Origin of the sequence: Streptomyces albidus (ex Kaewkla and Franco 2022) (genome assembly GCF_013870515.1) — a bacterium.
GTDB classification, from domain to species: Bacteria; Actinomycetota; Actinomycetes; order Streptomycetales; family Streptomycetaceae; genus Streptomyces; species Streptomyces albidus.
In genome coordinates this window covers 1-26,968 of record NZ_JACBXA010000013.1, presented here as the reverse complement: position 1 = coordinate 26,968, position 26,968 = coordinate 1, and the positions used below count along the sequence as shown (strand labels likewise).

Annotated in this window: 21 protein-coding genes and 3 pseudogenes; 10 read left to right on the top strand and 14 right to left on the bottom strand. The window is 68.9% G+C overall.

Annotation, left to right across the window (positions count from 1 at the left end; genetic code table 11):
• Nucleotides 1-74: 74 nt before the first annotated feature.
• From H5J26_RS04400 to H5J26_RS04385, 4 genes are all read right to left on the bottom strand, one after another.
• Nucleotides 75-1,898 (bottom strand): DEAD/DEAH box helicase, encoded by a 1,824-nt coding sequence (locus tag H5J26_RS04400; RefSeq protein ID WP_181764341.1) that lies wholly within the window; start codon nt 1,896-1,898, stop codon nt 75-77.
• 3 nt (nt 1,899-1,901) lie between these two features.
• Nucleotides 1,902-3,323 (bottom strand): hypothetical protein, encoded by a 1,422-nt coding sequence (locus tag H5J26_RS04395; RefSeq protein WP_181764340.1) that lies wholly within the window; start codon nt 3,321-3,323, stop codon nt 1,902-1,904.
• A 19-nt stretch (nt 3,324-3,342) separates the two neighbouring features.
• A complete protein-coding gene (locus H5J26_RS04390) occupies nt 3,343-4,032 on the bottom strand; it encodes a hypothetical protein (RefSeq protein ID WP_181764339.1) in 690 nt (229 codons plus the stop codon).
• A 218-nt stretch (nt 4,033-4,250) separates the two neighbouring features.
• On the bottom strand, nt 4,251-4,511 hold the full coding sequence (locus tag H5J26_RS04385; RefSeq protein ID WP_181764338.1) for a transposase: 261 nt from the start codon (nt 4,509-4,511) through the stop codon (nt 4,251-4,253).
• Nucleotides 4,512-4,718: 207 nt separating this feature from the next.
• Between H5J26_RS04385 and H5J26_RS04380 the strand changes: the two genes are divergently transcribed.
• Nucleotides 4,719-5,534 carry a hypothetical protein gene (locus H5J26_RS04380; protein ID WP_181764337.1) on the top strand — a complete coding sequence of 272 codons (816 nt, stop codon included), beginning with the start codon at nt 4,719-4,721 and terminating at the stop codon, nt 5,532-5,534.
• A 233-nt stretch (nt 5,535-5,767) separates the two neighbouring features.
• Here the strand turns inward: H5J26_RS04380 and H5J26_RS04375 are convergent.
• Nucleotides 5,768-6,009 (bottom strand): annotated as a pseudogene (locus H5J26_RS04375) (hypothetical protein); the annotation flags it as partial.
• A 173-nt stretch (nt 6,010-6,182) separates the two neighbouring features.
• Nucleotides 6,183-8,669, bottom strand: coding sequence for a SpoIIE family protein phosphatase (locus H5J26_RS04370; RefSeq protein WP_181764335.1), 2,487 nt, complete (start codon nt 8,667-8,669; stop codon nt 6,183-6,185).
• A gap of 420 nt (nt 8,670-9,089) precedes the next feature.
• On the opposite strand from H5J26_RS04370, the gene H5J26_RS04365 reads away from it, so the two are divergent.
• On the top strand, nt 9,090-9,767 hold the full coding sequence (locus H5J26_RS04365) for a DUF899 family protein (protein ID WP_181764334.1): 678 nt from the start codon (nt 9,090-9,092) through the stop codon (nt 9,765-9,767).
• A 90-nt stretch (nt 9,768-9,857) separates the two neighbouring features.
• Here H5J26_RS04365 and H5J26_RS04360 read toward each other — a convergent pair whose 3' ends face one another.
• Entirely contained in the window at nt 9,858-11,357 is a 1,500-nt protein-coding gene (locus H5J26_RS04360) for an FG-GAP repeat protein (protein WP_181764333.1), read from the bottom strand.
• A gap of 548 nt (nt 11,358-11,905) precedes the next feature.
• On the opposite strand from H5J26_RS04360, the gene H5J26_RS04355 reads away from it, so the two are divergent.
• The gene (locus H5J26_RS04355) at nt 11,906-12,517 is read left to right on the top strand and encodes an RNA polymerase sigma factor (RefSeq protein WP_309237770.1); all 612 of its coding nucleotides are present in this window, start codon (nt 11,906-11,908) and stop codon (nt 12,515-12,517) included.
• A 1-nt stretch (nt 12,518) separates the two neighbouring features.
• The gene (locus tag H5J26_RS04350; RefSeq protein WP_235980395.1) at nt 12,519-13,583 is read left to right on the top strand and encodes a CU044_5270 family protein; all 1,065 of its coding nucleotides are present in this window, start codon (nt 12,519-12,521) and stop codon (nt 13,581-13,583) included.
• A 218-nt stretch (nt 13,584-13,801) separates the two neighbouring features.
• On the opposite strand, the gene H5J26_RS04345 is transcribed toward H5J26_RS04350, so the two are convergent.
• The 4 genes from H5J26_RS04345 to H5J26_RS30865 form a co-directional block, all read right to left on the bottom strand.
• On the bottom strand, nt 13,802-15,754 hold the full coding sequence (locus tag H5J26_RS04345) for a LamG domain-containing protein (protein ID WP_181764331.1): 1,953 nt from the start codon (nt 15,752-15,754) through the stop codon (nt 13,802-13,804).
• 683 nt (nt 15,755-16,437) lie between these two features.
• Complete coding sequence (locus H5J26_RS04340; protein ID WP_181764330.1) at nt 16,438-17,952, bottom strand: FG-GAP repeat protein; 1,515 nt, start codon at nt 17,950-17,952, stop codon at nt 16,438-16,440.
• 698 nt (nt 17,953-18,650) lie between these two features.
• Nucleotides 18,651-19,079, bottom strand: a complete 429-nt coding sequence (locus H5J26_RS30870) for an NAD/NADP octopine/nopaline dehydrogenase family protein (RefSeq protein WP_210770997.1) — start codon at nt 19,077-19,079, stop codon at nt 18,651-18,653.
• A complete protein-coding gene (locus H5J26_RS30865; protein WP_210770996.1) occupies nt 19,034-19,735 on the bottom strand; it encodes an NAD(P)-binding domain-containing protein in 702 nt (233 codons plus the stop codon). The genes H5J26_RS30870 and H5J26_RS30865 overlap by 46 nt, the downstream gene beginning before the upstream one ends.
• Before the next feature lie 202 nt (nt 19,736-19,937).
• Here H5J26_RS30865 and H5J26_RS04330 point away from each other — a divergent pair.
• Nucleotides 19,938-20,783, top strand: a pseudogene (locus H5J26_RS04330) (class I SAM-dependent methyltransferase); the annotation flags it as partial.
• Between the two features lie 131 nt (nt 20,784-20,914).
• Here H5J26_RS04330 and H5J26_RS04325 read toward each other — a convergent pair.
• The gene (locus H5J26_RS04325) at nt 20,915-21,928 is read right to left on the bottom strand and encodes a LysR family transcriptional regulator (RefSeq protein ID WP_181764329.1); all 1,014 of its coding nucleotides are present in this window, start codon (nt 21,926-21,928) and stop codon (nt 20,915-20,917) included.
• Between the two features lie 119 nt (nt 21,929-22,047).
• On the opposite strand from H5J26_RS04325, the gene H5J26_RS04320 reads away from it, so the two are divergent.
• A complete protein-coding gene (locus H5J26_RS04320) occupies nt 22,048-23,106 on the top strand; it encodes an L-tyrosine/L-tryptophan isonitrile synthase family protein (RefSeq protein WP_181764328.1) in 1,059 nt (352 codons plus the stop codon).
• Nucleotide 23,107: 1 nt separating this feature from the next.
• Nucleotides 23,108-23,965 carry a TauD/TfdA dioxygenase family protein gene (locus tag H5J26_RS04315; protein ID WP_181764327.1) on the top strand — a complete coding sequence of 286 codons (858 nt, stop codon included), beginning with the start codon at nt 23,108-23,110 and terminating at the stop codon, nt 23,963-23,965.
• A gap of 52 nt (nt 23,966-24,017) precedes the next feature.
• On the opposite strand, the gene H5J26_RS04310 is transcribed toward H5J26_RS04315, so the two are convergent.
• Nucleotides 24,018-24,404, bottom strand: a complete 387-nt coding sequence (locus H5J26_RS04310; protein ID WP_181764326.1) for a VOC family protein — start codon at nt 24,402-24,404, stop codon at nt 24,018-24,020.
• Nucleotides 24,401-25,180 (bottom strand): ArsR family transcriptional regulator, encoded by a 780-nt coding sequence (locus H5J26_RS04305; protein WP_309237769.1) that lies wholly within the window; start codon nt 25,178-25,180, stop codon nt 24,401-24,403. Before H5J26_RS04305 ends, H5J26_RS04310 begins: the two co-directional genes overlap by 4 nt.
• Nucleotides 25,181-25,360: 180 nt before the next feature.
• On the opposite strand from H5J26_RS04305, the gene H5J26_RS04300 reads away from it, so the two are divergent.
• The 3 genes and pseudogenes from H5J26_RS04300 to H5J26_RS04290 all read left to right on the top strand — a co-directional run.
• Nucleotides 25,361-25,900 carry a PadR family transcriptional regulator gene (locus tag H5J26_RS04300; RefSeq protein WP_181764325.1) on the top strand — a complete coding sequence of 180 codons (540 nt, stop codon included), beginning with the start codon at nt 25,361-25,363 and terminating at the stop codon, nt 25,898-25,900.
• Complete coding sequence (locus H5J26_RS04295; protein ID WP_181764324.1) at nt 25,897-26,595, top strand: ABC transporter ATP-binding protein; 699 nt, start codon at nt 25,897-25,899, stop codon at nt 26,593-26,595. Before H5J26_RS04300 ends, H5J26_RS04295 begins: the two co-directional genes overlap by 4 nt.
• A pseudogene (locus H5J26_RS04290) lies at nt 26,592-26,968 on the top strand (hypothetical protein); the annotation flags it as partial. The gene H5J26_RS04295 and the pseudogene H5J26_RS04290, both read left to right, overlap by 4 nt.

Below are 26,968 nucleotides of genomic sequence, written 5' to 3'. Positions count from 1 at the left end.
GATTGTCGCAGCTCACCAAAGCGCTGCCGCGAGCAGGGCAGACAAGCTCGCTGCAGCACGGGGCATCGGAGCGTCTATATCTGCCTGATGTGCTGCAAGACAGCGTGAGCATCAACAGCATCAAGGCCGCCGACTGCGGGAGGCGCGTCCTGGAGGTCCGCAAGCTGCTGGACCGAAGGGTCGTCCAGCACCCGAGCCATGAAGTCCAGTTTGTCGTGGAGCCGGGCTTCGACGACCTCATCAATGGTCTGATCCGCAGCCAGGACAGTCACTCGGGTCTCTTCATCTCCGGCGAGACCAAGCCGGTGGATACGGTCCAGGCTCTGCAGGTACCGGCCAGCCATGAAGTCCCGGTCCACGTACACAGCGTCATGGCAGACCTGGTGAAGGCTGATGCCCTCACCGAGAGTTGCGGGGTTCGAGACAAGGACCATGCAGTCCGGGTCATCACGGAAACGCCGGAGTTCCTCCTCCCTGTCCGGGGTTCCGCCATGAACCACCGCGGGGTTGAAGTTCTCCAGCAACTTGGCCAGCGAGGTAAGACTCCGCACGAACGTCGTCCACACCAGCGTCTTACGTCCTTGTTCAGCGTTGGCGGCCACGATGGTCGACGCCTCGGCGTACTTGGGCGACAGCTCGTAGTCGGACAGGTTCCTCAAGTGGTCGTACAGAGACTGGTCCTGGGGAACTTCAAGAGGGGGCAGCCGGTACTCGACGGGCTCGTACTTGCTCGCTCCTTCCAGCAGCAGCGCCGGGTTGGTGGCTGCCATGAGCAAGCGCAGAGCGGACTTGCCCAGAGCGTTGAAGTCGTCAGCGACAGCCGACGCGCGGGCCGAGAAGTTGCCGACCAGTGCGCCGTAGATCTCCGAGTGCAGTGGCGCCAAGGGCACCCGGACCACGCGTGCAGTGACTGGCGGGAGGGCCAGCTCCTGCTTCGTTGTCCGGGTAAAGAGCGGGCGCAGTGTGGCACTTGCGTGGCTGAGGTCGCCACCGGCAACCGCCTGCACGACGGTTCGCTGACCGTGGCCCGGCCAGACGAAACCGAGGAGGTTCTCCAAGTCCTTCGCGCCATTGGGAGCTGGGGTACCGGTGAGGATCAGCCGCCTGTTGGCCCGCGGGCCGAGAGCCATGCATGCAGCCCCATATGTGCCCCGCTTGCCGAGCTTCATCCTGTGTGCCTCGTCCAGCAGGAGCATGGAGGGTTCGGCTTTCAGCCATGAAACCAGGAAGGCTAGTTCGCGGTTGAGCCGCTCGTAGTTGACGATCAGTACCTCTGCCCACGGGTCCCGGCCGGCTTCCAAGATGTGCGAGCGGAGGGGGTTCTCGAAGCAGACACCGGTCTCGTACACCCAGGACTCGTACGCAGATTTAGGGCTGACGACCAACAGGCGCCGTACGTCGCCTCGTTCACGCGCGGCAGCGTAGACGGCTAGGGCGACGCGGGTCTTGCCGGCACCGGGCACGCTGAAGTTCGCTCCGTGACCAAGCGAGAGGAGCTTGGCGATGTCCCGTCGCTGGAACTCGGTGAGCGGGCCCTGCCATTCGGAACCGAGCAGCGTCGGCACGTCGTCGGCAGCCAGCTCCAGCGCGGCTGAATCGGATACGCTCAGCTGCTTCCGGACAGTCTCGGCATCGCGAAGGCTGGATGTGACGAGCTTCTGGAGATCGGCGTCCCACTTCACGCCCTGATGGTCCGGCCATTGGCTGATGACACCGATACTAGAGAGGAAGTCGTCCAACTCCACGGTGACAATCAGCGGTGCTGGCTGTCGACCCGTACGGAACCGGGCAGCCAGTTGGACGAGATCCGACCTGTATCCCTCTGCCGCCGTCAACTCGGCCTTGGTGCCGGTGGCATCCAGACCGAGATGCAGTGAGCCCTCTTGGCTCGTGGTCACGCTCTAGTTCCCTTCTGCCTTCGCTGCGTCCAAGAGCCAGGAGAGGCCTTCTCCCGGGTCCTCCACCCCTTTGCCGACTTGGCGGGCGAGCTTCTGGACGCTCTCCCGGAGCTGCAATAGGGCCTCGTCGAAGGCGACTTCGTCGAAACTCTTCGACCCGCGTGCCTTCACAACTTCGCCGACGCAGAGTTCTATGGACCTACCGGCGTCCTTCAGGCGCTCGGGGGCCATCTGCTTCTTCCTTCGGAGCCGTACGTCCCGGCCGGCGCTGGTGATGGCATTGTCGTAGCCGTCCCTCACCTTTTGCCAGTACTCCCTGGCCCCACGCCGACTTTCCTCGTCCAGCTCCTTGCTGTTCAACTGCGCCTGCGCTTGGAGAAGTTGAGTAGTGCGCTGCCGGGCCGCCGACACCTTCGAGGACGGACCAGGCACCGCGATCCCCAGGCCGGGAATCAGCGTCTCAGCCTGCGCCGACGCCTCCTGACCTGCAGTGTTCATGTCTTCCGGGAGCTCGCGAGACAGGTAGTTGTCCTGGAAGTCGGCCTCGATAAAACGGACGTCAGTCTTGGCGAAGCGGAGAACAATCGCCGGCATGCGCGACTCCTTGAGAATCTCCGCGCCATCCGGATCATTTGCGGCGAGACTCATGTAGTCACGATGCAGCTCCTTCAGCTTCTCCTGAGCATCCTCGAAGTCGACCAGCCGAAGCGAAGCGTCATTTGAGCCGCTGCGCTCGATCTGATCATAGAGAAGCTGGAGAATCCACTGGCACTGCTCATACGTCTTGACTTGAACCCGGAACTCCCTGGCGATTGTCTCGGGAGGTAGGCCCGCCTCGCGTCGTTCCTCCATGGCAAGCAGCTTGTTGAGAAACGTGTAGTCACGACGATGGTCTTCCCGCATTTGCAGCGACAGCTCAACTGCATTGATCTCAGCCCACGTAGCAGACTCGGGCAGCACGCCGACGCGCATCGAAGTCTCGCCGAGCTCAAGCAGGGCAGCAGCACGAGTGTTTCCGTTTACCAGGACCCCGTAATAGGTAATAAGGCCAGGTTCGTTCTGGCCGTACTTCTTGAGGTCTTCCTTCAGCGTGTCGAAGGCGGAATCCCGCTTCTCTGGATTCGACGGATCAGCTTTGAGCAGGAGCCTCAAATAGTCTTGCCCCACGGAACCCCAAGGATCCCTCAGCAGAGCCTTTTCACGCTCTGGTTGATGGCTTCGCTGGGCTCGGATGCGATGCGTCGCAGGGTTGAAGCAGAGGTCCTTCAACTGAAGGTCGATAACCTCAGCGTGGTACGGCTGGCCATTGAGGTCTACGGTCACGCTTTCACGAGAGCCGCCTGCCTCCCTCGCCTCCTTGAGCCTCTTCCCGACCAGCTCGGCGATTTCGCCGGCCGCGGGCGGCAATGAGAAGTCGTGCGTCATGAGATGGTATCTCCCTAAATCAGTCCTGGTCTTCTGTCAAAGCCTGCAGAACAGTCTTGCGCGACTCCTCCGGGAGTGTCCGGTACCTGCCCCAGATCTCTTCCGCCGGCCCCAGGGACCGCTGGCCAGCAGCCATCCATTCCAGAAGGACTCTTTGTTCAAGCTGCGTAAGGTCCCGCACAGCCTCGATCAGGGCACCTACGTCATCCAGTCGGCCTTTCCCGCCGACGCGGCAGCGGTTGCACTCGGTCACCAGCTGGACGTCCTCCGAACCGTCTTCCAGAATGACCCTTCGGCGTGCAACGTCCAACTGCGCGTCCTGCCCGTCCGGGTAGGGCTCTCCCGCGCTGATGCCGCACGAACGGCAAAGGTGGTCATCACCATCCATGATCCGGGTCCGCTGCACCGAGGAGAGGCCGGCCCGCGCCCTGGCATTGGCCCTCCTCTGGCCCGGGATCCAGACCTCCGCCCCCTTCTTGGCGTAACGCTGCTCGTCCTGAAGGAGACGCTTGTCTTCGCGATGTGTATCGATCTGCCACCCAAAATCACGAAGATCACGGATACGCCGGTCGATCTGGGCTACGTCCGGGAAAGCTTCACGCAACTGGGACTTCTTGAAGATGTTCCCTTCGCCCACCTCGCGCTCCAGCCAGAGGGCGGCTCGGATCATGCTGCCCTTTTCCTTGTCCTGCCACGACGGCTGCTCCATGGGTTTACTCCTCATTTGTGTTGAGTAATACTTAACTGGCACGCCGGGACGCCGACTTGAAAAGTGCCCTGAAAACACGGTTGCAGAATTTTGCCCCCTTGGACCTGCGCCCCGACGTCCAGCTGATGCACCCGTGAAATCGGATGCCGACGAAACCCGCAAGAACGCAGAGCCAGCACTGCCGCGGATCGGCACTCAGCTCTCGGAAGCCGCGACTACTACTTCTCCGCCCTTTCCAGCACCCTGCGCAGCACGTCCATCTCCCTCTTCGTCATGAACTTCTGATTCGGGCGACGCCTCGAAGCGTCGCCCGACAGGCCCGACTCCCCAGACTTCAAGAGCTGCGCCCGCCACTTGTACACCGAAGACGTAGACGTCTTGTTCCGGTGCGCTGCCTCGGGAATCGTCATCTGGCCCGAGATCACCGACGACGCGATCCGGACCTTTTCCTCCACCGAGAACTGCGGAAGCCGACCCATCCGATTTCTCCTAACTGCCCCACGGGACACAGTCGTACCCTGCACGAGCACGCCAGATGGCTTGGCTCGCGGCCTGAATTGACATCGACTTCAACCATGCCCACTCGTCGAACGCCATGTCCAGCGCCGGCGGTTGCGAGAAAAAGGGAAGCCGGGAACAGTCTCCGAATCACGCAACACGGTGCTCTTCAGCTGCCATTGCTGCGGGTGGTAGACAAGGTGGTTCACCTGAAAATTCACGAGGGGGCACAGGTGTCTGCCAAGTTGGAGCTATCTCAGATCGACCCTCAGCTCACACGAAACGAGAAGGTCTACGTCCAGGCCTTCCGCGACATGACCATAAGCCTGGGCGTCGCATCGGCCGCTGAGCTGGCAAGAGAGCTGAAGTTCATCAGCCGAAGTTGGGCATGGCGCATGCTGCACGGGCGGAACAACGCCCTGCCACGCGTGGAGGTCATGCATGGCCTGCACCGACTACTCGCTAGTCCTCAGTACTCCGAGGAGAGGATAGAGGAGCTCGCGCGCAAGGCCTTCGCGGCCAGGACGAAACGTCGCATACGCGAGGAGCGCGGCAAGAAGGACCTTGAGAGCAAGCCGCCTGCAGCCGCTGGAACTTCTGAGACCCCCGCAACGGCCCAGTCATCGCTGCCGGTCCCCTTGTCGGCGAGGGACCGGCAACGACACAGAACCTCCCCCCGCCCCGGGGCACTGCCTACGGCCCCGAACGCACGCCAGTTCGTAGATCGGGCGGCAACCCTCAAGTCGAACCCGTCAGGACTCCTGTCTATCGTCCGCGTTGCCGCCGGTGAGCTGACCGCTCATGAGGGCGCTGCCGCGCTGCATTTACTCAAGGAGGAGCAGCACGACGCCGTGGCCGACCCCTTCCTTGAGATCTATGCCAAGAGGCGGGAGTACCCGGCTGTCATGGAGACGGCAGTTGTCCTGCTGGACGAGTTCCACATGAGCGATGAGGCCAGCACCGTGCTTCGAACTGCTCTCAAGACCCGCGCCGGCAAGAACTGACCAGACGACGGACGTTCGGCAACTGGCAGGCAAAGGTACGTCGCGGGTCCGGCTAGCACGGCGCGGCATCCGCACCTGCGCCGCTTCAACAACATCGTTACACGCTCCTTCGTCCTGCGCATCGAGCCACGCTTGTGTACAGCGTGACCACCTACTCACGTGAGTAGGTGGTCACGGCCGCTCGGCACACCGCGCGGCCCCCTGCTCCCCTCGCTCGGGGATTCACCCGGCCCTCACGGACGCGCACCGGCATCAGCAAGTCCCAACCCCTTCGCCTTGCGCAGCCGCTCGATCATGCCGCCCAGATCGCGGCTGATCATGTTCCCCGGAAGGTGTGGCCGCAAAGCTCCTCGTGTCGCTCGTGCTGGAAGCCGACCTTGCCGAGTAGGTCCAGGAACTCCCGTTGCCCGGCGAGGACTTCCGTCTCGTTGACCTTGTCGAACCAGTTGACGGGGAAGGGGCTGGTCCCCGCGACGGCGTCGGTGATCAACAGGTACACCAACCAGGTGATCGCAGCGATCCCGGTCAGCGACTGGTCTGGTTCCACGTCACCATGCCCGGACGGTGGAGCCAGACTCAGTCGTCGATTGCTCGGGGCGGACGCCCTGTTGCAGCTGCCGTTGCCCGCCCGCCGACCAACCAGCCAGCTCAGCTTTGCGCCTGCTCGATCCGGTCGAAGACGTCCTCGATGTCGGCCGGCGGCGTCATCGGCGTGGTGAGGGTCAGCGGTTGTTCGGCCCAGATCGTCTTGCCGTCGCGTACATAGCGCGTGCCCCAACGCTGAGCGAGTTGGGCCACCAGGAAGAGCCCGCGGCCCCCCTCGTCCGTACTGCGCGCACGGCGCATGCGCGGGGAAGTGCTGCTCTTGTCGGAGACCTCGCAGATGAGCTCACGATCGCGGATGAGGCGCAGGGTGATCGGCCCCTCGGCGTGGCGGTAGGCGTTGGTGACCAGCTCGCTGACGATGAGTTCGGTGGTGAAGGCCATCTCTTCCAGCCCCCAGTCTGTGAGTTGACGTGTCGCCAGCTTCCGGGCCTCAGCAGCGACGGTGGACTGCGCGTTCAGCTCCCAGGTGGCCACCTTCTCCGCCGTCAGGGCCCGGGTGCGGGCGATGAGCAACGCAACGTCGTCGGTGGGCCCTTCGGGCAGCATCGCTTCCTCCACCGCCGTGCACGTCTCCTCCAGCGTGCGGCCGGGGACGCCCAGCACGCCGCGCAGACGCGCCACCCCTTCGTCGAGGTCCCGGCGGCGGGTCTCGATCAGGCCGTCGGTGTACAGGGTCAGCAGGCTGCCTTCGGCCAGCTCAAGCTCGGTGGCCTCGTACGGCAGCCCGCCCAGGCCGAGCGGCGGCCCCGCGGCGATCTCGGGGATGCTCACCTCTCCGTCCGGGGTGACGACGGCCGGCGGCAGATGGCCCGCGCGGGCCAGGGTGCAGAGCCGGGAGACGGGGTCGTAGACCGCGTAGAGGCAGGTCGCGCCGATGAGTTGCGGGGAGTGCGCGTCGGCCGTCTCCTGCTCGGCGGCCAGGCGGTCGACGAGATCGTCGAGGTGGGCGAGTACCTCGTCCGGAGTGAGGTCGAGGTTGGCCAGGGTGTGCACGGCGGTGCGCAGCCGCCCCATGGTGGCCGCGGCGTGGGTGCCGTGTCCGACGACGTCGCCGACGACGAGCGCGACGCGGAGCCCGGAGAGCGGGATGACGTCGAACCAGTCGCCGCCGACGCCGGCGGTCGGGTCGGCCGGTCGGTAGCGGTGGGCGATCTCGGCCGCCGGGTGTCCGGGGACTTCGTGCGGCAGCAGGCTGTGCTGGAGGGTCAGTGCCGCCTGGTGCTGCTGGGTGTAGCGGCGGGCGTTGTCGATGCACAGCGCGGCGCGGGAGGCGATCTCCTCCGCCAGCGTGAGGTCGTCCTCCTCGAACGGCGCGGGTCGTCGCGACCTCCACAGGCCGAGCGTGCCCAGCACCATGCCGCGCGCCACCAGCGGCACCACCATCAACGAGTGGACGCCCATCTCGAGCGCACGTTCGCCCAGCTCTGGATCGTCGGCCAGCCACGGAAGGCGGCTGTCCAGATGCGTTTCGAGGACGGGGCGCCGCCGGCTCACACACCGAAGGTGCGGAGAGTCCGGTGGGAAGGAGGAGATCGTCTCGCCCGCCGGAATCATGACCTGCGACATCTCCGGCGGGAGGCAGTGGACGGCCATCCTGCGCGCCGGTCCGTACGTCCCCTGGACCGGCTCGTCACCGCCGATCACCGGCTCCAGCAGATCCACGGAGGCGCAGTCGGCCAGGTCGGGCACCACCGCCTCGGCCAGTTCGCGAGCGGTCTTCGCCACGTTCAGCGTGGTCCCGATGCGGGCGCTGGCCTCGTTGAGCAGCGCCAGCCGTTGGCGTGCCCGGTAGCGCTCGGTCACGTCCTCGACGGTCTGCGCCACGCCGAAGACCCGGCCTTCGGGGTCCTGCATCCGGAACGCCGAGACCGACACGATCATCTCGCGGGCAGGGTCCGAGCTGGTCCGGCAGAGCTGCTCGGCGAAGAGCGAGGACCTCCCCGACTCCAGTACCTCCCGTAGCTGCGCGTCCACCGCTTCCGCATCCGGCTGCAACAGGAAGTCGCCCACGCGCCCGCCGGTGTGCTCGTCGGCCGAGACCTCACTGAACTTCGCGATTGCCCGGTTCACCCGGAGAATGCTCAGGTCCGGAGCGAAGATCGCGAGTCCGATCGGGCACTTGCGGAACAGCGCGTACAGGAGCGACCGCTCCGTCTCCCACTGGACCACCTCTTCGGCCGGAGAGCCGACGAGGAACCACTCGTAGGTGGAATCAGCCCTTGAGACGGCCCTGGCGCGGCACCCCAGCTCCACGCGGTGACCACCGCGGTGCCGTACGGGCACGATCCCGGACCACACCCGGTCGCGCGTGCCCGCCGCCACCGCCTCCATGAGGGCATCACGATCGGAAGGGTCCACCAGGACGTCCTCCGCCGGACGGCCGAGGACCTCGTCAAGCGTGTAGCCGAGCAGCGCCTCGGCCCGCTCGCTCCATCCCACGACCGTTCCGTGATCGTCGAGTACGACCGAGGCCGAGGAAACCACCGCGAACGGGTCCTTCGGCCCCTCACCGAACAGCGACGTGCCCATCACCACCACCTCGGGCCTTCCCAGCGGGACCACGCGGCAGCACCGCTCGAGGTGATCCCCACCGTGTTCCGGTGGCGGCACCTACGATGCTGGACCCAGTATCGGCCTCGGGGACGATCCTCGCGTTTCCGTCGGAGTCGCCGATTCCTCCATGTGACCGGGGAGACCGGGCGCCCGGCACCCCCGCGACCTGGCGTGCCACCCGGGTGCCTGCGAGCGGTTGACCGGCCGATCCGGGTGTGCCCGGGACCTCCGTCACGATGCGAGGAGCGACGCCGGTTCGGGTGGATCCCGGTTGATCCATAGGGGTCTCCGGCCAGGCCCTCGTCGTTTCACTGCCCCGCGAGCCCGGGGCGCGGGAATACGATGCCGGGTCAGCTCAGAAGGTGACCACTACCGCAGACGAACCCGGGGGCAGCGATGCGTCAGACCAATCTCACGGAGTCGGCCGAATACGTCAGCGCCCGCGAGGAGTTGCAGCAGGCGGAGATCGAGCTCATGCGTCATCGCGAACGCGTCGCCGAGCAGCGTCGGCGACTGCCGCTGGGCCCTGTCATGGACGACTACGTCCTGGAGGAGGGCCCTGCTGATCTGGACGCCGGTGACGCGCCGGTGCGGAGCGTGCGGCTGGGTGAGCTGTTCACCGGGCCCGGGCGTGACCTGGTCGTCTACCAGCTCATGTACGGCAAGACGCACACCGAGCCGTGCCCCATGTGCACGATGTGGCTCGACGGGCTCAACGGAGTGGTCCGCCACCTGACGCAGAACATCGACTTCGCGGTCGTCGCCGCGGCAGACCTGCCCGCGCTCCGCGCGCACGCGCGGGGCCGGGGGTGGACGAATCTGCGTCTGCTCAGTGCCGGGGACAGCACCTTCAAGTACGACACGGGCAGCGAGGACGCCGAGGGCGACCAGGACTCGACGGTGTCGGTGTTCTCCCGCGACGACACCGGGTCGGTACGCCACGTCTACTCGGTGCACCCCCGGATGTCCGAGGACATCGACCAGCGAGGCACCGACCTCTACAGCCCCGTGTGGCACTTCCTCGACCTCACCCGCAAGGGCCGAGGCGACTGGGCCGCCTCACTCAGCTACTAGAGCGACAGGACTTTCGAGCGCGGGGACTCGGCGGTGTGGGCCGCCGGATCCCCGCGCTCGACTGTGTGAACCGCCCTCCCGGGGCCCGCGTCACTCGTCGATCGCGGCCCCGAACTGCGCGTTGGCCACCGGGGCTCCGAGGCTCGCTCCGTCGTACGTCCACGTGCCGCCGGCGACCAGCCCTGACGACGCCGCGGGCAGCACCCACACGAAGCCGTCGCCGGTGTTCTCGCCCGGTGCCGCCGCCAGCAGGCCGAAGAGGCCGTCCTTGTTGGCGTCGAGCAGCCGCACCTGGCCGCCCCAGCGGTCCGAGGCCTCGGCCACGCCTGGGATGTCGGCGTGGTTCTGGTCGAAGCTGCGTGCCCCGGTCGCCGTCAGGCCGCCCGGTGCGCCGCGCAACGACCAGACCGCGCCCGCGTCGGAGGTGGAGCCGATGTCCTCGCCGGGGGCGCCGATGGCGAGGTCGGGACGACCGTCGCCGTTCGTGTCGCCGGAGGACATCTCGGCGCCCCACTGGTCGCCGGCCTCGGCGACACCCGGGACGCCCGGGGAGTCCTGCGTCCACGTCTGCGCCGGAGCGGGGTCGAGACCGGAGAGGTCGCCCTGGCCCAGGTAGACGGAGACGGAGCCGCCGAGGGACGAGCCGGAGCCCGTGTCGCCGACGGCCAGGTCGTCCTGGCCGTCGTGGTTGAAGTCGCTGGAGGTGACCGCGGGACCGCCCTCGAACACGCCGCCCTCCCCCAGGTCCTCGACGTCGGGTGCGCCGTGGAGCACCTGCGTGGCGCCGACACCTGGCTGGCCGCCGGTGGTCACCCCGGAGATCGCCAGGTCCGCCCAGGGGTCCTCGTTGTAGTTGCCGTGGCTCAGGCTCCGGAGGGCGATGTCCCCGGCCGCCGGGGCCGATTCGAGGATCTGGACTTCCTTGTCCGCCAGCTTCAGCTGGGTCGCCGCCCCGGGCGGGGCGGTGAAGAACAGCAGTGCGTCGTTCTCCAGGACGGCGATGCTGTCGCGCAGGTTCGCGTCGGGGTTCGCCGGGTCCGGGGCGAAGTACCGGGCCGCTTCGATCGCCCGCCCGAAGTTCGCGCCGGTCCGCGGCTGGTCGGGGTTCTCCAGCCAGGTGCTGTCGCTCCCGTGCAGCCCGGTCGGCGAGCCCCACAGGACGGTGGCGCCGCCCGCGTCGGACAGCCCTGCCAGGTCCTCGCCGGGGATGCCCACGATCGCGTCGTCGTAGCCGTCGTTGTCCAGGTCGCCGGAGGCCACGGCCCGTCCGAAGCCGTCGCCGGCCTCGGCACCGCCCGGGACGCCCGAGGTGTTCTGGTTGAGGACGCTCTTCTTGGTGGTGCTGAGACCGCTCGACGAGCTGTACTGCACGGTGACGTAGCCGGCGCCCGTGACACCGCTGACCGTGGCGCCCGGGGCACCGGTCAGCACGTCGTCGAAACCGTTGCCGTCGTAGTCGCAGTTGCGCTGCTGCCAGCCGATCGACGGAAAAGGCACGGCGGCCGACGCGGCGGGGGCCGCGAACACGGCGCCGCCTCCGAGGCCGATGAGTGCCGCGGCCGTGAGGGCCACGCTTCTGATGTGACGCACAGGAGAACCTCCTTGGTCCCCTAGGTGCCTGCGACGTCCGTTTCAGCTGCGGTGGATGTGCGCGGGCGGGGCGAGAGTTGCCCGGTCGGCCCCGGCAGGACGCCGGAGCACGGACCGGTGCAGGTGCCCGGGAGGGCCTGGGTGTCGCCGACGCGTCCGCCGCGGAACGGCGCGGAATCGCGTGCGGCCTGCCCGCTTTGTAGCGCGATGAGGGCAATGCCCCGAACTCAAGTCACCTGGAAGACCACTGAAGACCGTCCAGGGTTGTACGTGACCTGCGGCCCCGACCGCTGAGCGCCGCCGTGCCGCTGCCCGTACCCGCGGGGAGGACGTGGGCTCCGAGGCGAACTCGCCTTCGACGGCGCCGGGTTGACGGATACCTTCGTGCCGGCTCCCGCAGCCCAGCGAACCGCGCCGATGGCCTTCCTCGCCGGAGCCTTCCGGGAAGGACGGTGAGAACGACCGTGAACTCGATTGCGGGCTCGTGCGGAGTAGGGAGTGACCGGGCTCGGTGTTCGCCCGGCGAGGCGAGACGAACGGAGCCCGATGTGACAGCGCCCTCCCATGTGGAGCGCCGGCCGGACCCCTTGGAGGACTCGGTCCTGGTGCAGGCGTCACAGACCGATCCGCAGCGGTTCGCCGAACTGTACGACCGGCACGCGCCGGACATTCACAGATATGCCGCGCGACGCCTGGGGGACTCCGCTGCGGACGACGTCGTGGCGGAGACCTTTCTGGTCGCGTTCCGCCGCCGGGACCGCTTCGACCCGTCGCGGGGTGCCGCACGCCCGTGGCTCTACGGGATAGCCAGCAACTTGATCGCCGGACACCGGCGTTCGGAGGTCATGCAGTACCGCGTGCTGGCCAGGACCGCGGTCGACCCCGTGGTCGAAGGACACCACGAGCGCTCGGACAGCCGGGTGGCCGCGGCCGCGGTGGCCCGGCAGCTGGGTGCGGCTCTGGCTCGGCTCAGCAAGGGCGACCGGGACGTGCTTCTGCTGGTCGCGTGGGAGTCGCTGACCTACGACGAGGTGGCACAGGCGCTGGAGATTCCCGTCGGGACGGTGCGCTCCCGACTGAACCGGGCTCGCAAGAAGGTCCGGAAAGCGCTCGGTGGAGTCGACCCCACCGCGGCACGCGAGGAGTTCAACCGTGGATGAGATGACAACGCTTCGGCACATGCGGGCGGAGATCTCTCGCCCCGGCCCGGACCGGCTGACCACCGGCCGGGAGCGGCTCCAAGCCGCGATCGACGAGGAGGCGTCAGCGTCCAGGACCGCCTCGGATCCATCACCGACAGGGGGAACCATGAACGAGGTCGAGATCACGGGTCACTCCGGGCAGGACTCCCGGGGGCTCTTCCGCCGGCGGCCGATGCTGGGTGTCGTGGTGGCCGCCGCTGCGGCGGTCGCGGTCACCACGACGGTCGTCGTCGCCGGCAACATCGGTGACCGGCAAGGCGGTTCGGCACGGCCCGGCTCGGACGTCGCACGTACGAAGACGGTCAGCGCGAAGAAGGTGCTCAACGCCGCTGCCGACCGTGTGCGGGAGGCGGAGAAGGGCGCGGAGCTCGACGTCCCGCGGGACGACCAGTTCGTCTACACCAAGGAGACCGTCAAGGAGACCGACCGCAAGACCGGTAAGACCGAGAGGAGGACGGCCGAGAACTGGGACTCGGTGGACAGGACCAAGCGCGGGTGGGTGGACGAGATCGGCGGCACGGGCACGTGGGTGGAGCCGTTGGGCAGGAACGAGTCCACATTTCCGCGACCCGGCTGGAAGGCGTTGGAGGAACTCTCCACGGACCCCGACGAATTGATCCGCTACCTGGCGAAGGGGCCCGCCGGGGTGGGGAAGAAGCCGGACTCGCTGAAAGACATCAAGAAGCAGGACTGGTACATGCTCCAGTTCACCTTGAAGGGATTGGCGACACGAGAGGTGGCGCCCAAGGGCCTGCGCCCGGCCGCATACGAGGCCCTTGCCAAGGTCCCCGGGATGAAGGCCACTTCAGGCGTGGTGGACGGCAAGGGGCGCCCTGCGGTGGGGGTCGCCTACGACCGCAAGTTCTCCAAGGAGCAGATGCTCCTCTTCGACGAGGACGGCTACGAATACGTCGGCGACAGGGACATCCGCACCACGTTGGACAACAAGAAGAGCTACGAGCAGTTCATCTGGGTGACCGACTTCGCCGTCGTCGACAAGGTCAAGCAACGGCCCAGGCGTTGACACCGACCAGGTAGCCGCAGCGGCACGGGGGGCTGCGGCTACCGCTCACCTGGGGGGCCCGTGCCGTCGAGGTGCGGGCCTCCCGGCACGACCGCACGTGCCGTCGGTGCGGAGTCCGCAACGCCCCCGTACCGGGGTCCGGTACGGGGCGTTGCGCAGGTGCAGTCCACGGCGGCTGTCCACGGTGCGGGCTCCGGGGCTCAACACGCGTCATGTGGTCAGGACTTGCGTGCCAGGGTCTTCGCTTCCGCCGAGGAGACGGCCCGCCCGAACGCCCGGACGTCGTCGATGGTCCCGTCGACTCCCTGGAAGAACTCGTTGTTCGACAGCGCCCGTCCGACAGCGAAGGTCCCCTCGGACTTGAAGTCTTCCTTGCGGCTGACGGTTTCACCGAGGCGGCCGTCGACGTACAGGCGGACCTCGTTGTCGGCGTCGTCGTAGACACCGGTCAGGTGGGTCCACTCGCCCGCCTCGGGCTTCGACGCCGATGTGGCCTCGTCGGCGTCGTCCCCCTCCGCGTCGGACGAGTCCCGCCCCGGGATCCGCATCTCCCACTGGGACTCACCCGCGTCGTACTGGAGCATGAAGGCGCTGGAATCCGTCGCGTCCTGGCTCACCACCGTCTGCGAGAAGTCCGTGCGGTCCAGCTTGACCCGCGCCGAGACGGTGAAGCTCCCGCTCGTGTCGACCAGGGGACCTCTCGCCCCGACGAACTGCTGCCCGTCGAACGCGAGCGCTCCCCCGTTCACGGGTCTTGGCCGAGCCGCGCCGAAGAGCGTCCCGTCCTTGTTGTTGTCCGAGCTGTCGGGCGTCACACCGCTGCCGCTGACCTTGTTGAACAGCCACTCCACCGACGCGTTGTCGACGGACGCCGGTGGGGCAGGCCGGCTCTTGCTGGGCTGGGACGGCTCGGGCTTGCTCTTGGACGGCTTCGAAGTGGGCTTCGCGATGGACCTCGCCGTCGATCTCGCCTTGTCCGAACGGGAGGGGCTGGGGCGGCTCTTGGCGGGAGGGGACGGCAACTCAGCTTTGGCCGACGGCGCCGTTCCCTTGCTCTGCGGCTCCTCCGTGGTGGAGTCCCCGACGAAGCTGAAGGCGAGAGCAGTGCCCACAGCGAAGACGCCGGCCGCCGCCACGCCTCGCACGACCAGTTCGGTACGCCGCCTGCCCTTCTTGCGCGGGACGAGCCCCTCGGCGCCGAGGGCCGCATGCCGGCCCGTGCCGGTCGCCCGGTCGTCGATCCCCTGACTTCCGAGCTCGGCGTAGTCGGGCACCAGCGGCTCGGACGTCTGGCTGCCGGCGGGCAGGGCCCTGAGCGCCGGGGCACCCGGGATTCCAGGAAGACCCGGACTGCCCGCTCCGGGCATCGAGTTCTCCCGAGCGGCCCTCTCGTTCATCGCGCGAACGGCATAGTCCGCGCCGCCCCAAGGCAGCAGCGCTTGCCCCAGCAGCGTGCCGCATTCGTGCCGCACACCCCCGAGGTCGGCGACGGCCTGGGCACAACGGGGGCAGCGGTCCAGGTGCGGCGCGACCTGGACCTCGATGTTGCTGGACCTCGACTCCGCGTAGGCCAGGACCAGCCGGTGGTAACGGCGGCACTCGTCCGACATCCCCTCCCGGAGGATCTGGACGTACCCGTTGTAGAGCTCCCCCTGTGCCGCGCCGCTGAATACGGACACCTCTTCGGGGCCCGTTCCGATCAACCCGGCGATCAGCGCGATGTCGTCGTGCTCGACCTTCTGGTGCCACAGGATCGTCTGGCTGCGGAACGGAAGACCGGCGAAGGCCCGTGCCACGAGTGACGGGGTGCGGAATCCCGCGGTCGCGGTGTTCCCCAGCATCACCGGGCCGTTGGTCTCGATCCAGGCGGCCAGTTGCGGGTTCAACACGACCCGATGGTTCCCCCGGACCCATCCGGACGCCGTGCGCAGAACCGAGGAGAGCGCACGGGGACGTACGGCTCCGCTGTCGACCTGCTGCCGCAGCGCTGCGTGCCACGCCTGGTACGCCAGTTCGTCGACGGCCTGCGGGCCTGCGGCACTGACTGCTGCGAAAGCGCGCACGGCAGGGAAGTGACGCCGTTCGAGCTCCTGCACGGCAGGGTAGGAGGCCTCTCCTCCTTCCCACACGAGGTGGAGCAGGTCGGCGTCGGCGAGGTATGCGTAATCCATCCGTTTTCCCCCGATCAACTCCCGGCGGTTCACGGCGTCTCCGTTGTGGGGCACGAAGGTGGCTGGGTGAAGACGAATGCTTCGCGCGCGGGCTCGACGCCGGGTTCCGCGTCGATTCCTGGGTGGTCGGCGTCAAGTCCAGCGCAATCGGGGCCCGAGCGCCATAGCCAGCGCAGCCTTTGGCCAAAGGCGATGAAGTCAGCGAGTGAGTTGGTGGCGAGTGGTGGCGATTCGTCCGTCTGCCCATTTCCGGAGGGCGGCCCGACGCCGCGAATTACCGCCCGGGGACAGCGATGGGCGAATCCGGCGTAGAAGTGCACCCGTGGTCGATCCAATGAAGTTGCCATTCATCGGGCAAAGACTTCAACCGGTCCGGAACACCGGGCACCGGCCATGCGTCTGGAACGGTGAGCGGCGGTGCCACAAAGGACGGGGAATTCGTCAAACGGGAGCGCACCGTCCCAAAATGCCGGAACTCCTCAACAAAGGGACCGGGCAGCGCCCTTGGTAACGGCGGGCCGCATGTGGATCACCGCGGCTGACGGTACTTGATCCGCGTGACGCGGGCGAGGCCCCGGTTGCGTATGCCGGACGGCCGTGGACGTGCCGGACGGCCCGCCGAGGAGGGCCCCCATCGCGCGGGTCCGTCCTCAGCGGGCCGTCTGCCGGTCGGTGCGTGTGCCCTACTCCGCGGACCAGCGCCCGAGTTGAGCACCCGCGGACGGTGCTTTCAGGTCGCCCGGGTTGAAGGAGACGGCTCCCTCCGCCCCCAGCCCGCCGGGCGTGCCGCGCAGCACCCAGCCTGCGCCGGAGCGTTGGGCGTTGCCGTACTCGCCGGGTGCGCCGATGCCCAACTCGTCCAGGCCGTCGTCGTCGAGGTCCCGCAGCGTGACGGTGCTACCGAACAGGTCCCCGGCCTCGGCCTTGCCGGGCACGCCGTAGCCGTCCTGCGAGACGACCTGCGCACCTGTTCCGAACGTGCCGCGCTTGCCGCCCCGCAGCAGGATCGCCGTGCCCGTGTTCTTACGGGCGCTGCCGGACCCGAGCGTCTCGTACGGGACGCCGACGCCGATGTCGGCGTGACCGTCCCCGTTGACGTCCCCCGCGGTGAGGTCGTAGCCGAACTGGTCGCCCTTCTCGCCGGCTCCGGGCATCGAGGGAGAGTCCTGGTTGACCGTGGTGCCCTTGCCGCCGGGCCCTTCGGGCGAGCCGTAGTAGACCTTCACGGTGCCCTCGTCCTCTTCGAGCAGGTCGGCGGCGTCGTCGGGGATGATGCGCATCACCAGGTCGCCGTAGCCGTCGTCGTCGAGGTCGCCGACCGTCCCCGTGGCCGCGGACTCCAGCCGCTTGGGCTCACCGCCGAGCCCCTTGCCGCTCCCCTTCCAGAACAGGCTGCCTTCCGCGCTCTCTTCGTAGACGTGCATGCTGACCAGGTCGTCCTTGCCGTCGCCGGTCATGTCCCCGGCGACGACGTTCACACCGGTCGAGTCCTGACCGGGCAGCGGGGTGACCTTTGCGGCGGTGCCGTCCTTGCTGATCGGGCCGTAGAAGACGTGCATGGCGCCGCCTTGGCCGGTGGCGACCAGGTCGCCCTTGCCGTCCCCGTCGAAGTCGCCCGCCGTCATCTCGCGGCCGTCGAGCCACTCGACACCGGTGAGGCGGGTGCCGGAGGTCAGCCCGCTCGCGCCGCCCCACAGGATGGTGACGAACCGCCTGTCCGGCTCGTAGTAGTTGCTGGCGCCGACAGCGAGATCCGTGAAGCCGTCGCCGTTGAGGTCACGCGCGACGCTGCGGTCCCCGAACTCGTCGTCGGCCGCGGCCGCACCGGCGACTCCCGGGCTGTCCAGATTGAGGATCTGCCGGTGGCCGATGTCGGCGCCGTCCGCGGATCCGTAGACGACGGCCACGTAGCCCGCCTTCTTCTTCGCGCCGACGGCGCCCTTCGGAGCCGAGACGGCGTAGTCCCCGTAACCGTCCTTGTTGAAGTCGGCCTTCGGCGCGAGCCCGGCAGGGCGCTGCGCTCCGGCATCCGCTCCGGCACGCGCCTGTGAGGCGACGAGGCCGCGCCCCGGGCGGCTGTCGTCGTCGTGCGGCAGCGGTACGGCCCCGGCCTGGACCGCCAGGACGGCGCATCCGGTGACGAGCGCGGCGACAGCTGCGGCCTTGGGAACGGTGACGAGTCTGCGTCGTGGAAGCACGGATCCTCCAGTTGGTCGTGGTCAGCGGCCAACCCGGACGGCGCCGGGAGCGAGGGGGATGGCTGGTCGCGTTGGTCGGTGGTGCCGTCAACTCGCCCCGCAAGCAATGCGGTTGTCGATCTCGGGCGCGTGTCACGGCTTACACAGACAGGACAAGCGAGAGGGGGTCGTGGTTGCGGTCGTGACCGATTCTTCCTTCGCGTGATCGCAGGAGACGCAGACCGAGTTGATCACCGCACCCTCGGTCCTGTTTCGCCTTCGGGGCGAAGTCACCACTGGCGGGACGGAGTTGGGGACGCGGGTTTTCGTACCGCAGGCACACAGGCATGTGGACACACGCATGGCACCGCCCCTCTGCATTTCGCCGACCGTGGTCGCCCGGCACACGCCGAATGTGATCGCCCGGCACACGCCGAATGTGAAACCCCACGCGCGTCAGCCCCCGCTTGCCGTACGCCGATTCACCTCACGGGCCGGGAATTTCCGAGCGGAGAAGTGTCATGCGGTGTCATGCCGCAGGCCGACACGTCGGGAAGGCGGAAAGTGGGGGAGATCGAAATGCGCCGTCGAGTGACCGTGAGCCCCTTCCGCCTCAGTGCGGGAGGGCTCACGCAGCGGCGCGTCGTGCCGTCACAGGAATGAACGGCAAGGCGTGGCATGGGAGTTCGGTGTGGTCGGTGCGACCGGCCTCGGCCCGCTCACCGGCTCAGCTCCGCGCGGATCTCGGCGTGGGACATGCCCTCCCAGCCGAGCCGCGCGAGTGTGCGCCCTGTACGCCGGTAGTCCTCACCGCCGAGTGCGGAGAAGAGGCTGACGAGCGCGTCGGTCATCGGAGTGGGCACGGCCGCCCGTTCGGCCAGCTGCGTCAGGGGGACGAGGGTGGACGCCACGTCCTCCTTCAGGAACCGGTGGTTCAAGGACCGCGGTGCAGTGATGTCCCGGTACACGTGGACGCTGCGCATCGCCTCCAGCACGGTGTCGCCCTCGCACCCGTAGTAGCGGTCCAGCAACTCCACCATGGACGGCACCGGAGCGTCGTAGGCCTCACCCACCTGCTGGAACTCCCGCTCCACCCGCTCCATCAGGACGACCGTCCGCTCGGACAACCCCTCGCGGTAGAAGAGCAGTTCCTCGGTACGGTCGATGCGGCTGATGTTGGCGAGGGCGATGGTACGTGGGCGACGGCTCCGAAGTCCGTGAGTCCGCGCTGCACTTGGCTGCGTGCCTGCTCAAGTCCGGGGAAGAGCTGCCGCATTCGCGTCCCGTGGCGCTCGGTCGTGTCCCGGTCGAGCCCCGTGTAGAGGTTCCACTGCTTCTGCCCGTGGACGGTCACTCCTGCGTCGCCCCAGGTGCGTGCCGCGAAGAGCGCGTCCGTCTCCAGGACGTCCACCCGCGCCGCTCCGGAACGGGTCAGCGCATGTCCGAACTCGGCCGTGCCGCACAACTTCCCGGAGAAGAGCACCACGACGTGACCGGGCTCCAGGTGCGGTGCGAGCGCGGCGGCCAGGGGCCGGTAGGCGGTGGTGACGGCGGCGACGAACAGCACCCCGCACCGCCCGGCCACCTCTCGCAGGTCGCTTCCGACAGCGGCCAGAGGGAAGCGCCCCTGGAGAAGACCTCGCGCATGGACGGACCGCTCGCTCGCGATCGTCCGGATCCGGTCCGGGAACCGGGTGCGCAGGTGCACCGACTCGCCTCGGGACGCCAAGTGGGCCGCAAGCGCGAGGCCTTCACTGCCCGCTCCCAGAACCCCGATCTCGCCCGAGCGGCGTTCAGCCGACACTGTGCAGTCCCTCCCCCGTGGCCCGCGCGCTTCTTGGGTGACAGCGTCCAGAAGATCAGATTCGCCCCCCCCTGCCTGCTGAGGCCCCCTCAGCCCCGCGCATAGGGGTACGTGGTAGCGCGGCGGGATGCCGCGCGGCTCCGCTGCTGGAATGCTCGACGGGGGGGATGACGTCCACGTGAGACGAGAGCGGGAACCCGAAATGCCCGACGGCTGGGAATGGGACAGCACACTCTTCCTTGGGTCTGCCCCGTACTACCCGCGGGGACGGCTTCCGTATGCGCCGGGGCTTCCGGACGTGCTGGCCGGCGCACTCGAACTCGACGGCCGGGGGCGTCTCCTCGATGTGGGATGCGGGCCGGGCACCCTCGCCCTGAGCTTGTGCCGTCACTTCCACGAGGTCGTCGGACTGGACCCGGACACCGGGATGATCGCTGAGGCCAGGCGCCGGGCGGCGGCGGCCGGGGTGTCCGGCAGCACCAGATGGGTCGAAGCTCGCGCGGAGCAACTGCCGGCGGGACTGGGGAAGTTCACCGTTGCGACCTTCGGTCAGTCCTTCCACTGGATGGACCGCGACGTCGTAGCGGCGGCGGTCAGGGACATGCTCCGGCCGGGCGGCGCGCTCGTGCACATCTCGGACCTGAAGTCGGAATCGCCGGCCGTCGAGGGACTACCGCATCCCGCGGTGCCCTACGCCGCCGTCAGCGACCTGGTCACGCGCTTCCTCGGTCCGGTCAGGCGGGCGGGCCGCGGATTCCTGCCCCACGGCACACCCGGCGATGAAGCCGCCGTGCTCACCCGTTCCGGCTTCGCCGGCCCCAAGCACCTCGTCGTGCCCGGCGGGCAGGCTCTCGAGCGCTCCCGGGGTGACGTCGTCGCGTGGGTGTTCTCGCACTCCTTCTCCGCACCGCACCTGTTCGGCGAGCACCTCGTCGCCTTCGAGGCAGACCTGCTCCAGCTGCTCCGGGAGGCCTCCCCCGCAGGACTCTTCTCCGAACGCCTCCCGAGCACGGAGGTCTTCGTCTGGCGCAGGCCCCCGACGGTGCCGGAGCGGGCGCGGTCAAGAACGGCCTCACCGGGCTCGGCACGGGAGTATCGCCGCTTCCGGGCCAGGCACCCCACTGCTTTTCGCCGCGTCCGGCGCGGGCGGCGCGCTCGACCACCCTCGGGCGAGGTGCGTCAACTCGCAGGTGGCAGAGGCGCGTTGCGGGTCGCGCTCGCCCCCGGGCCCCGGTGCGTCAGGCTCCGGCCGTCGTGGTCGCTGAGCCAGGCCGGGTACTGCGGGTTGTTGCCGATCGCGTCCGCGTACGCGCGTTCGGCACGGTCGAGGACGGCCGGCCCATGGGCGGCGAGGGCGCTCTCGCGGTGCCACACCACGGAGTGCCGCAGCCGTAACGGAGTTCCCCGCAGGGGGCGGGGCGCGATGCCCGGCGTACTGCGGAAGGTGGCCTGTCCGAGCCCGATCGCCGCCCCGGCGACGATGAGTTCGCGTGCCGCCGCGGCCTCGGCCTCGTGCTGGACGACGGGTGTGAATCCGGCACCCGTGCATGCGGCGGTGAACGCGTCGTGGAGGCCGCTGCCGTGGCTGGGGGGCAACACCCATTCCTCCTCGGCCAGTTCGGCAAGCTCCAGCATCGGCCGACGGGCCTTCGGGTGGACGTCCGGGAGGAGCACGAACGCCGGCTCGACTGCGACGACTCGCTCCTCCACCTCGCGTCGGGGCGTACGGGGCTTCCCCTCGTACTCCACGAGCGCACCGAGATCCTGCTGACGGTCGGCGACCAGGTCGACCACGGTCGCGACGTGCGCCTCGGTGCGCAACTTCGCGTCGGCGCCCGGGAAGAGCTCCCGCAGAGGGTCCAGCAGCCGCACCATGAGCGGCCCCGGATTGGCGACGTAGCGCAGGGACAACCGGCCGTCGGAGAAGCCGAGATGGGACAGGACCTCCTGCTGCACCGAGTCAAGTTGCGGCAGCAGATCGCGGGCCTTGGCTATGACGAGTTCGCCCAGGGCCGTGGGGCTCGCACCGGCCCGGTGTCGCACGAAGAGGGGGCCGCCCAGCATGCGCTCGATGCGCTGCAGCTGGGCCGTCAGAGACGGCTGGGACATCCCGAGCTCCGCTGCCGCCCTGGTCAGACTCCCGGCATCCGCCACGGCCCGGATGACTCGGAGGTGGCGCACTTCGAGGTCCATCACACGATGCTATGGCCACTCGGGATGAGCCGGGAGTGACCGTCAGAGGGCATCGTGAGGTCCTGGGGGCCCGGCCCCCACGCCACCCCCCACACCCCCACTCCGCGAGGAGCAATCGCATGCTCACGTCGCACCCCCTGCCCGCGTCCGACGCCAGGGCGCAGGCCCACGAGATAGCCGGGCTGCTCCTGCGCCGTCACCGAAGACCGGACGGACGCGGCCGGCCGGAAGGCTGCCGCGAGACCCCCTGCCGTGACTGCCGGAGCACCCAGGCCGGGGTGATCGAGCAGTTCGTGGCGGCCGACCGTCCCGTACGCCTGGTGCTGCCCGCCTTCCCGGGCAAGTCGCCGAACCGCGCCAAGGTGCTGGGGACCCTCCCGGACATGGCCGAGGAACTGGCGCTGGGCTTCCTCGACTCCCTCGCAGGGCGCATACGCCGGATCCATCCGCCCGGCGCCGAGATCGTGATCTGCTCCGACGGCCGCGTCTTCAGCGACGCCGTGCGCATCCCCGACGACGACATCACGGCCTACCACCGGGAGTTGCGCACGATGATCAACGCGCTGCCGCACCGGGCCGTCTCCCTCTTCACCCTCGACCAGGTCTCCGAGTTCACAGGGCTCGGGCACGACGGCATGCGGGCGGTCCTGACCGAGCGCCATGCCGTGCCGCTGGAGGAGTTGCGCGGCCGCGTCCGGCAGGGCGAGGACGTGCCGCTCTACCGGGCCATCACGCGGTTCCTCTTCGAGGACGGCAACACACCGGAGTACAGCGGCAGCAGGGCCGCTCTGCAGCGGGACGCGCGAGCGCGTGCGTACGTCGTCATCCAGCGCAGCAAGGCCTGGGGCGACTTCCTGGCCCAGCGGTTCCCCGGCTCCGTCCGGCTGTCCATCCATCCCCAGCCGTGCTCGACGGCCAAGCTCGGCATCCATCTGGGCGAGTCCACCGGCACGTGGCTCACGCCGTGGCACGGAGTCGCCGTGGACGTCGGCGGGCGGCTGGTGCTCATGAAGCGGTCGGAGGCCGAAGGGCTGAACTGCGACCTCGTCGAACGCGCGGGCCGGCCGAGCCACTTCGTCCTGCGTGATCCGGTCCGCTCGGCGCACGAGGACACCGCCCGCCGCACGGGGTGGCAGCCGGCGGCCGCCACCGTTCCCGCCGCACCGAAGGAGTGGTGACATGACCACCAGCATCCCCGCACGCCTGCCGCTCGCCGGCTACGGTGCGCTCATCGAGGCGTCCTCCACCGGGGAGCGGCTGGAGGAGCTCCCCGTCGGCGAACTGCGCGAACTGGTCCGCGCCCACCACCTGTTGCTCCTGCGCGGCTTCTCTGCCTTCGCCGACGCCGAGGAGCTGACCGCGTACTGCGCGCGCTGGGGCGAGATCAGCATGTGGCCGTTCGGCGCCGTGCTGGAACTGGTCGAGCACGAGAATCCCGAGGACCACATCTTCGACCACCGCCATGTGCCCCTGCACTGGGACGGCATGTACCGCCCCCAGGTGCCCGAGTTCCAGCTCTTCCACTGTGTGAGCGCGCCGGGGCACGACCAGGGCGGCGGGACGGTCTTCTCCCAGACCTCCGCCGTCCTGCGCGACGCCGGCCCGGCCGTACGGGAGTTGTGGGAGCAGGTCACCGGGATCTACCGCCGGAAGATGGAGTACTACGACAGCACGGCCGTCTCGCCGGTGGTCACGGCGCATCCCGTCACCGCCGAGCCGGTGATCCGCTACAACGAACCGGTCGCCCCCGACGACGAGTTCATCAACCACCCGGACCTGGAGTTCACCGGCGTACCCGCGGAGCGGCTGCCGGAGTTCCACCGCAGCATGAGTGCGGCTCTGCGCGCGCCCGAGCACATGTACACGCACCGGTGGCGCACGGGCGACCTCGTGATCGCGGACAACTACACGCTGCTGCACGGCCGGGAGGCGTTCACCAGCCGCGCCCCGCGCCACCTGCGGCGTGTGCACGTTCTGGGCACCCCGCCGCTGGACAATCCGGCGCTGCGCGTCGGCGGTGGGCCTCCCCCCGGCTGACCGGCACCGAGGTGTTCCGGGGCCGGTTCCGTCGGCTGCTCCAGGACGCAGCTCAGCGTGCGGCGGGTTCGAACAGCTCGACGAGGTTGCCGGCCGGGTCGGCGAGCAGGATCTGGCGCCCGCCCGGCCCTGCCACGACGTCGCTGCTGAACGGCAGACCGGCGGCGCGCAGCCGGTCGATCTCGGTGTCGAGGTCGTCGACCACGAGGTGGATGCGGTTGCGGCCCGGCGCGGTGGAGTCGTCGGGCGTGGCCCGCGCACCTGAGCTCGCAGGGCCGGACAGCAGCAGCCGCAGCGGGCCGCGGACCACGTCGGCGAAGGCGGGAGCGGGATTGGTGAGCAGGGTGAAGCCGAGATGGGTGGTGTAGAAGGCGACCGCCGCGGCCACGTCGTCGACGACGTAGCGGACGCCGGCGAGTTCGCCGGGTGTTGTTGTCATGACTGGACCTCCGGGTTCGCGGCGGGGGCGAGGACGGGCAGCAGGTGGCGAATGCGGGTGTCGATCTCCGCAGCCAGGTGACGGAAGGCCGGGGGGCCCGCTCGGCCGTCGGCGGCGGCGGGGTCGGGGATGCTCCAGTGGGTTCGTCGTGGCTCACCACTGAACTCGGGGCAGACCTCGCGGACCTTGTCGCACAGGCTGATCACGTGGTCGAAACGGCGGCCCGCCACCGCGTCCAGGTGGAGCGGCCGCCGGTCGGCGATGTCGATGCCGTAGTGCTCGCGCAGGACCCGCACGGCGCCGGGATCGGTACGCGGCTTGGGGTGGCTGCCGGCGCTGGTCACCTCCGCACGGCCGCCGATGCGGTGACGCAGCAGGGCCTCGGCGACCGGTGAGCGGGCGCTGTTGCCGGTGCACGCGAACAGCACGCGAGGACGGGTCGGCTGCTGGGCAGCCGTGGGAGTTCGCGGCGCGGGATCGAGGCGCAGTGCCGGGTGCAGGGCGACACCGGTGGCGGTCAGCGCGTGCCCGCAGTGCTCCAGGTCCAGGTGGTAGTAGCTGTCGCGCGCGTCGAAGCTGCTCCGGCGGGCGGTGACCAGCCCGCTCCGGCGCAGCTGCCGGAGATGGTAGGAGACCAGGTTCTGAGGCCGGCCGAGTAGATCGACGAGCTCACCGACCCGGAGATCGCCCGCCGCCAGCTCGGTCAACAGCCGCCACCGGAGCGGGTTGGCGGCCATGCGTACGAACGCGGGTGCAGCTCGGCCTGTGGATACCACGACCGCAGAATACATCAATTCAGTTTGATTTAACCCGGATGAACAGCGGCCCCTCCTGACGACGGGAGGACCCTTCTCGTGAATCACCCCACAGGAAGCCCAGCTCCCCGTCCTTCACCCCCGAGCACCCCTCACCAGTGGACTTGACGGTCACTATTCTCTCAGGGAATAGTCCTCGTCATGTCCACCGCAGCACTCGTTCTGCTCGCGCTGCTGGCCGCCGGGCCGTTGCACGGGTACGACCTCAAGAAGGCGCACGACCAGCGCTTCCCACGCGGCAAGCCCCTTGCCTTCGGGCAGGTGTACGGCACACTCTCGCGACTGGAACGCGACGGGTTCGTCGAGCAGGCCGGCCAGACCCGCGACGGCGGCCCCGACCGGACCCGGTTCGCGCTCACCGACGCCGGGCGGGCCCGCCTGAACAGCTGGCTCGCGCAGATCGAGACGCCCGCCCCGTACGTGAGCAGCGACCTCATCGCCAAGGTCGTCGTCGCCCTGCTGGTCGCCGACACCGAAGAGGCACGCACCTACCTGACGGAACAACGCCGCGCACACACCGCGCGGCTGCGGGAGCTGACCGTGCTCAAGACCGACCCGGCGGCAGCGATCGGCGACGTCGTCGCCGCGGACTACGCCATCGCCCACATCGACGCCGACCTGCGCTGGATGCAGACCACGCTGGACCGCGTCACCGACCTGCACCGGGAGGTGCACTCATGACGCTCCTTCAAGCCCGCGGGGTCGTGAAGTCCTACGGCCCCACGCCCGCACTCCGCGGAGTGACCGTCGAAGTGGCGGCAGGCGAGATCCTCGCCGTCACCGGCCCCAGCGGCTGCGGCAAGTCGACGCTGCTGCACTGCCTGGCGGGCATCCTCGTGCCCGACGCCGGCGAGGTCCTCTATCGCGACGAGCGTTTGGACGCCTGGTCCGAGGCCAAGCGGTCCCGCCTGCGGCGTACCGACTTCGGCGTGCTCTTCCAGTTCGGCCAGCTCGTTCCCGAACTGTCCGCCGCAGAGAACGTCGCGCTGCCGCTGCTGCTCGGCGGACGTGCACGCAAAGAGGCGCGGACAGCGGCGCTGACGTGGCTGGAGAGACTCGGCGTCGCGGACGTCGCGGACGCGCGTCCCGGAGAGATGTCCGGTGGTCAGCAGCAGCGCTGCGCCGCCGCACGTGCGCTGGTCACCGAACCCCGCGTGCTCTTCGCGGACGAGCCAACCGGCGCTCTGGACGCACTGTCCGGGGAACAACTCCTCGGCCAGCTGGTCCGGGTGGCCCGCGAGCAGGAAACGACCGTCGTGCTGGTCACGCACGAAGCGCGCGTCGCTGCCTACGCCGACCGGGAAGTCATCCTGCGCGACGGTGAGCCCGACCCCAGCGGATTCGGCGTCCCCGCGCAGATGGGGGGCCGGGCATGATCGCCCTGGGGAACGGCGGTCTCCGTCCCGCCACTGTCGTACGGCTCGCGCTGGCCGGGACCCGTACGGACATCCTGCGCGTGCTGCTCACCGCCTTCAGCGCGGCTCTCGCCGCCCTCGCGGGGCTCGCAGCGCTGACCGTGCTCTCCATCAGCAAGCCGGCCGCTCCCGCCGACGGCAGCGTGGTCTGGGCACAGACCTACACCAGCCCGCTGCTGCGTGAACCCGGCCTGCGGCCCGGTGTCGCGCTGGCGTTGCTCATGCTCACGATTCCCGTCCTGGCGCTGGCCGGGCAGTGCGCCCGGATCGGCGCCCCAGGGTCGTGCCCTCCCGACTGCCTTTGCCGGCGCCGGTGTTCAGCAGCCGCAGAGCA

Bases quoted from the DNA above. Each gene is read 5' to 3' on its own strand.
- H5J26_RS04325 (WP_181764329.1), bottom strand. From the start codon at position 21,928: ATGGACCTCGAAGTGCGCCACCTCCGAGTCATCCGGGCCGTGGCGGAT.
- H5J26_RS04300 (WP_181764325.1), top strand. From the start codon at position 25,361: ATGTCCACCGCAGCACTCGTTCTGCTCGCGCTGCTGGCCGCCGGGCCG.
- H5J26_RS04390 (WP_181764339.1), bottom strand. From the start codon at position 4,032: ATGGAGCAGCCGTCGTGGCAGGACAAGGAAAAGGGCAGCATGATCCGA.
- H5J26_RS04295 (WP_181764324.1), top strand. From the start codon at position 25,897: ATGACGCTCCTTCAAGCCCGCGGGGTCGTGAAGTCCTACGGCCCCACG.
- H5J26_RS04345 (WP_181764331.1), bottom strand. From the start codon at position 15,754: ATGGATTACGCATACCTCGCCGACGCCGACCTGCTCCACCTCGTGTGG.
- H5J26_RS04320 (WP_181764328.1), top strand. From the start codon at position 22,048: ATGCTCACGTCGCACCCCCTGCCCGCGTCCGACGCCAGGGCGCAGGCC.
- H5J26_RS04350 (WP_235980395.1), top strand. From the start codon at position 12,519: ATGACAACGCTTCGGCACATGCGGGCGGAGATCTCTCGCCCCGGCCCG.
- H5J26_RS04310 (WP_181764326.1), bottom strand. From the start codon at position 24,404: ATGACAACAACACCCGGCGAACTCGCCGGCGTCCGCTACGTCGTCGAC.
- H5J26_RS04385 (WP_181764338.1), bottom strand. From the start codon at position 4,511: ATGGGTCGGCTTCCGCAGTTCTCGGTGGAGGAAAAGGTCCGGATCGCG.
- H5J26_RS04395 (WP_181764340.1), bottom strand. From the start codon at position 3,323: ATGACGCACGACTTCTCATTGCCGCCCGCGGCCGGCGAAATCGCCGAG.
- H5J26_RS04315 (WP_181764327.1), top strand. From the start codon at position 23,108: ATGACCACCAGCATCCCCGCACGCCTGCCGCTCGCCGGCTACGGTGCG.
- H5J26_RS04370 (WP_181764335.1), bottom strand. From the start codon at position 8,669: ATGGGCACGTCGCTGTTCGGTGAGGGGCCGAAGGACCCGTTCGCGGTG.
- H5J26_RS04365 (WP_181764334.1), top strand. From the start codon at position 9,090: ATGCGTCAGACCAATCTCACGGAGTCGGCCGAATACGTCAGCGCCCGC.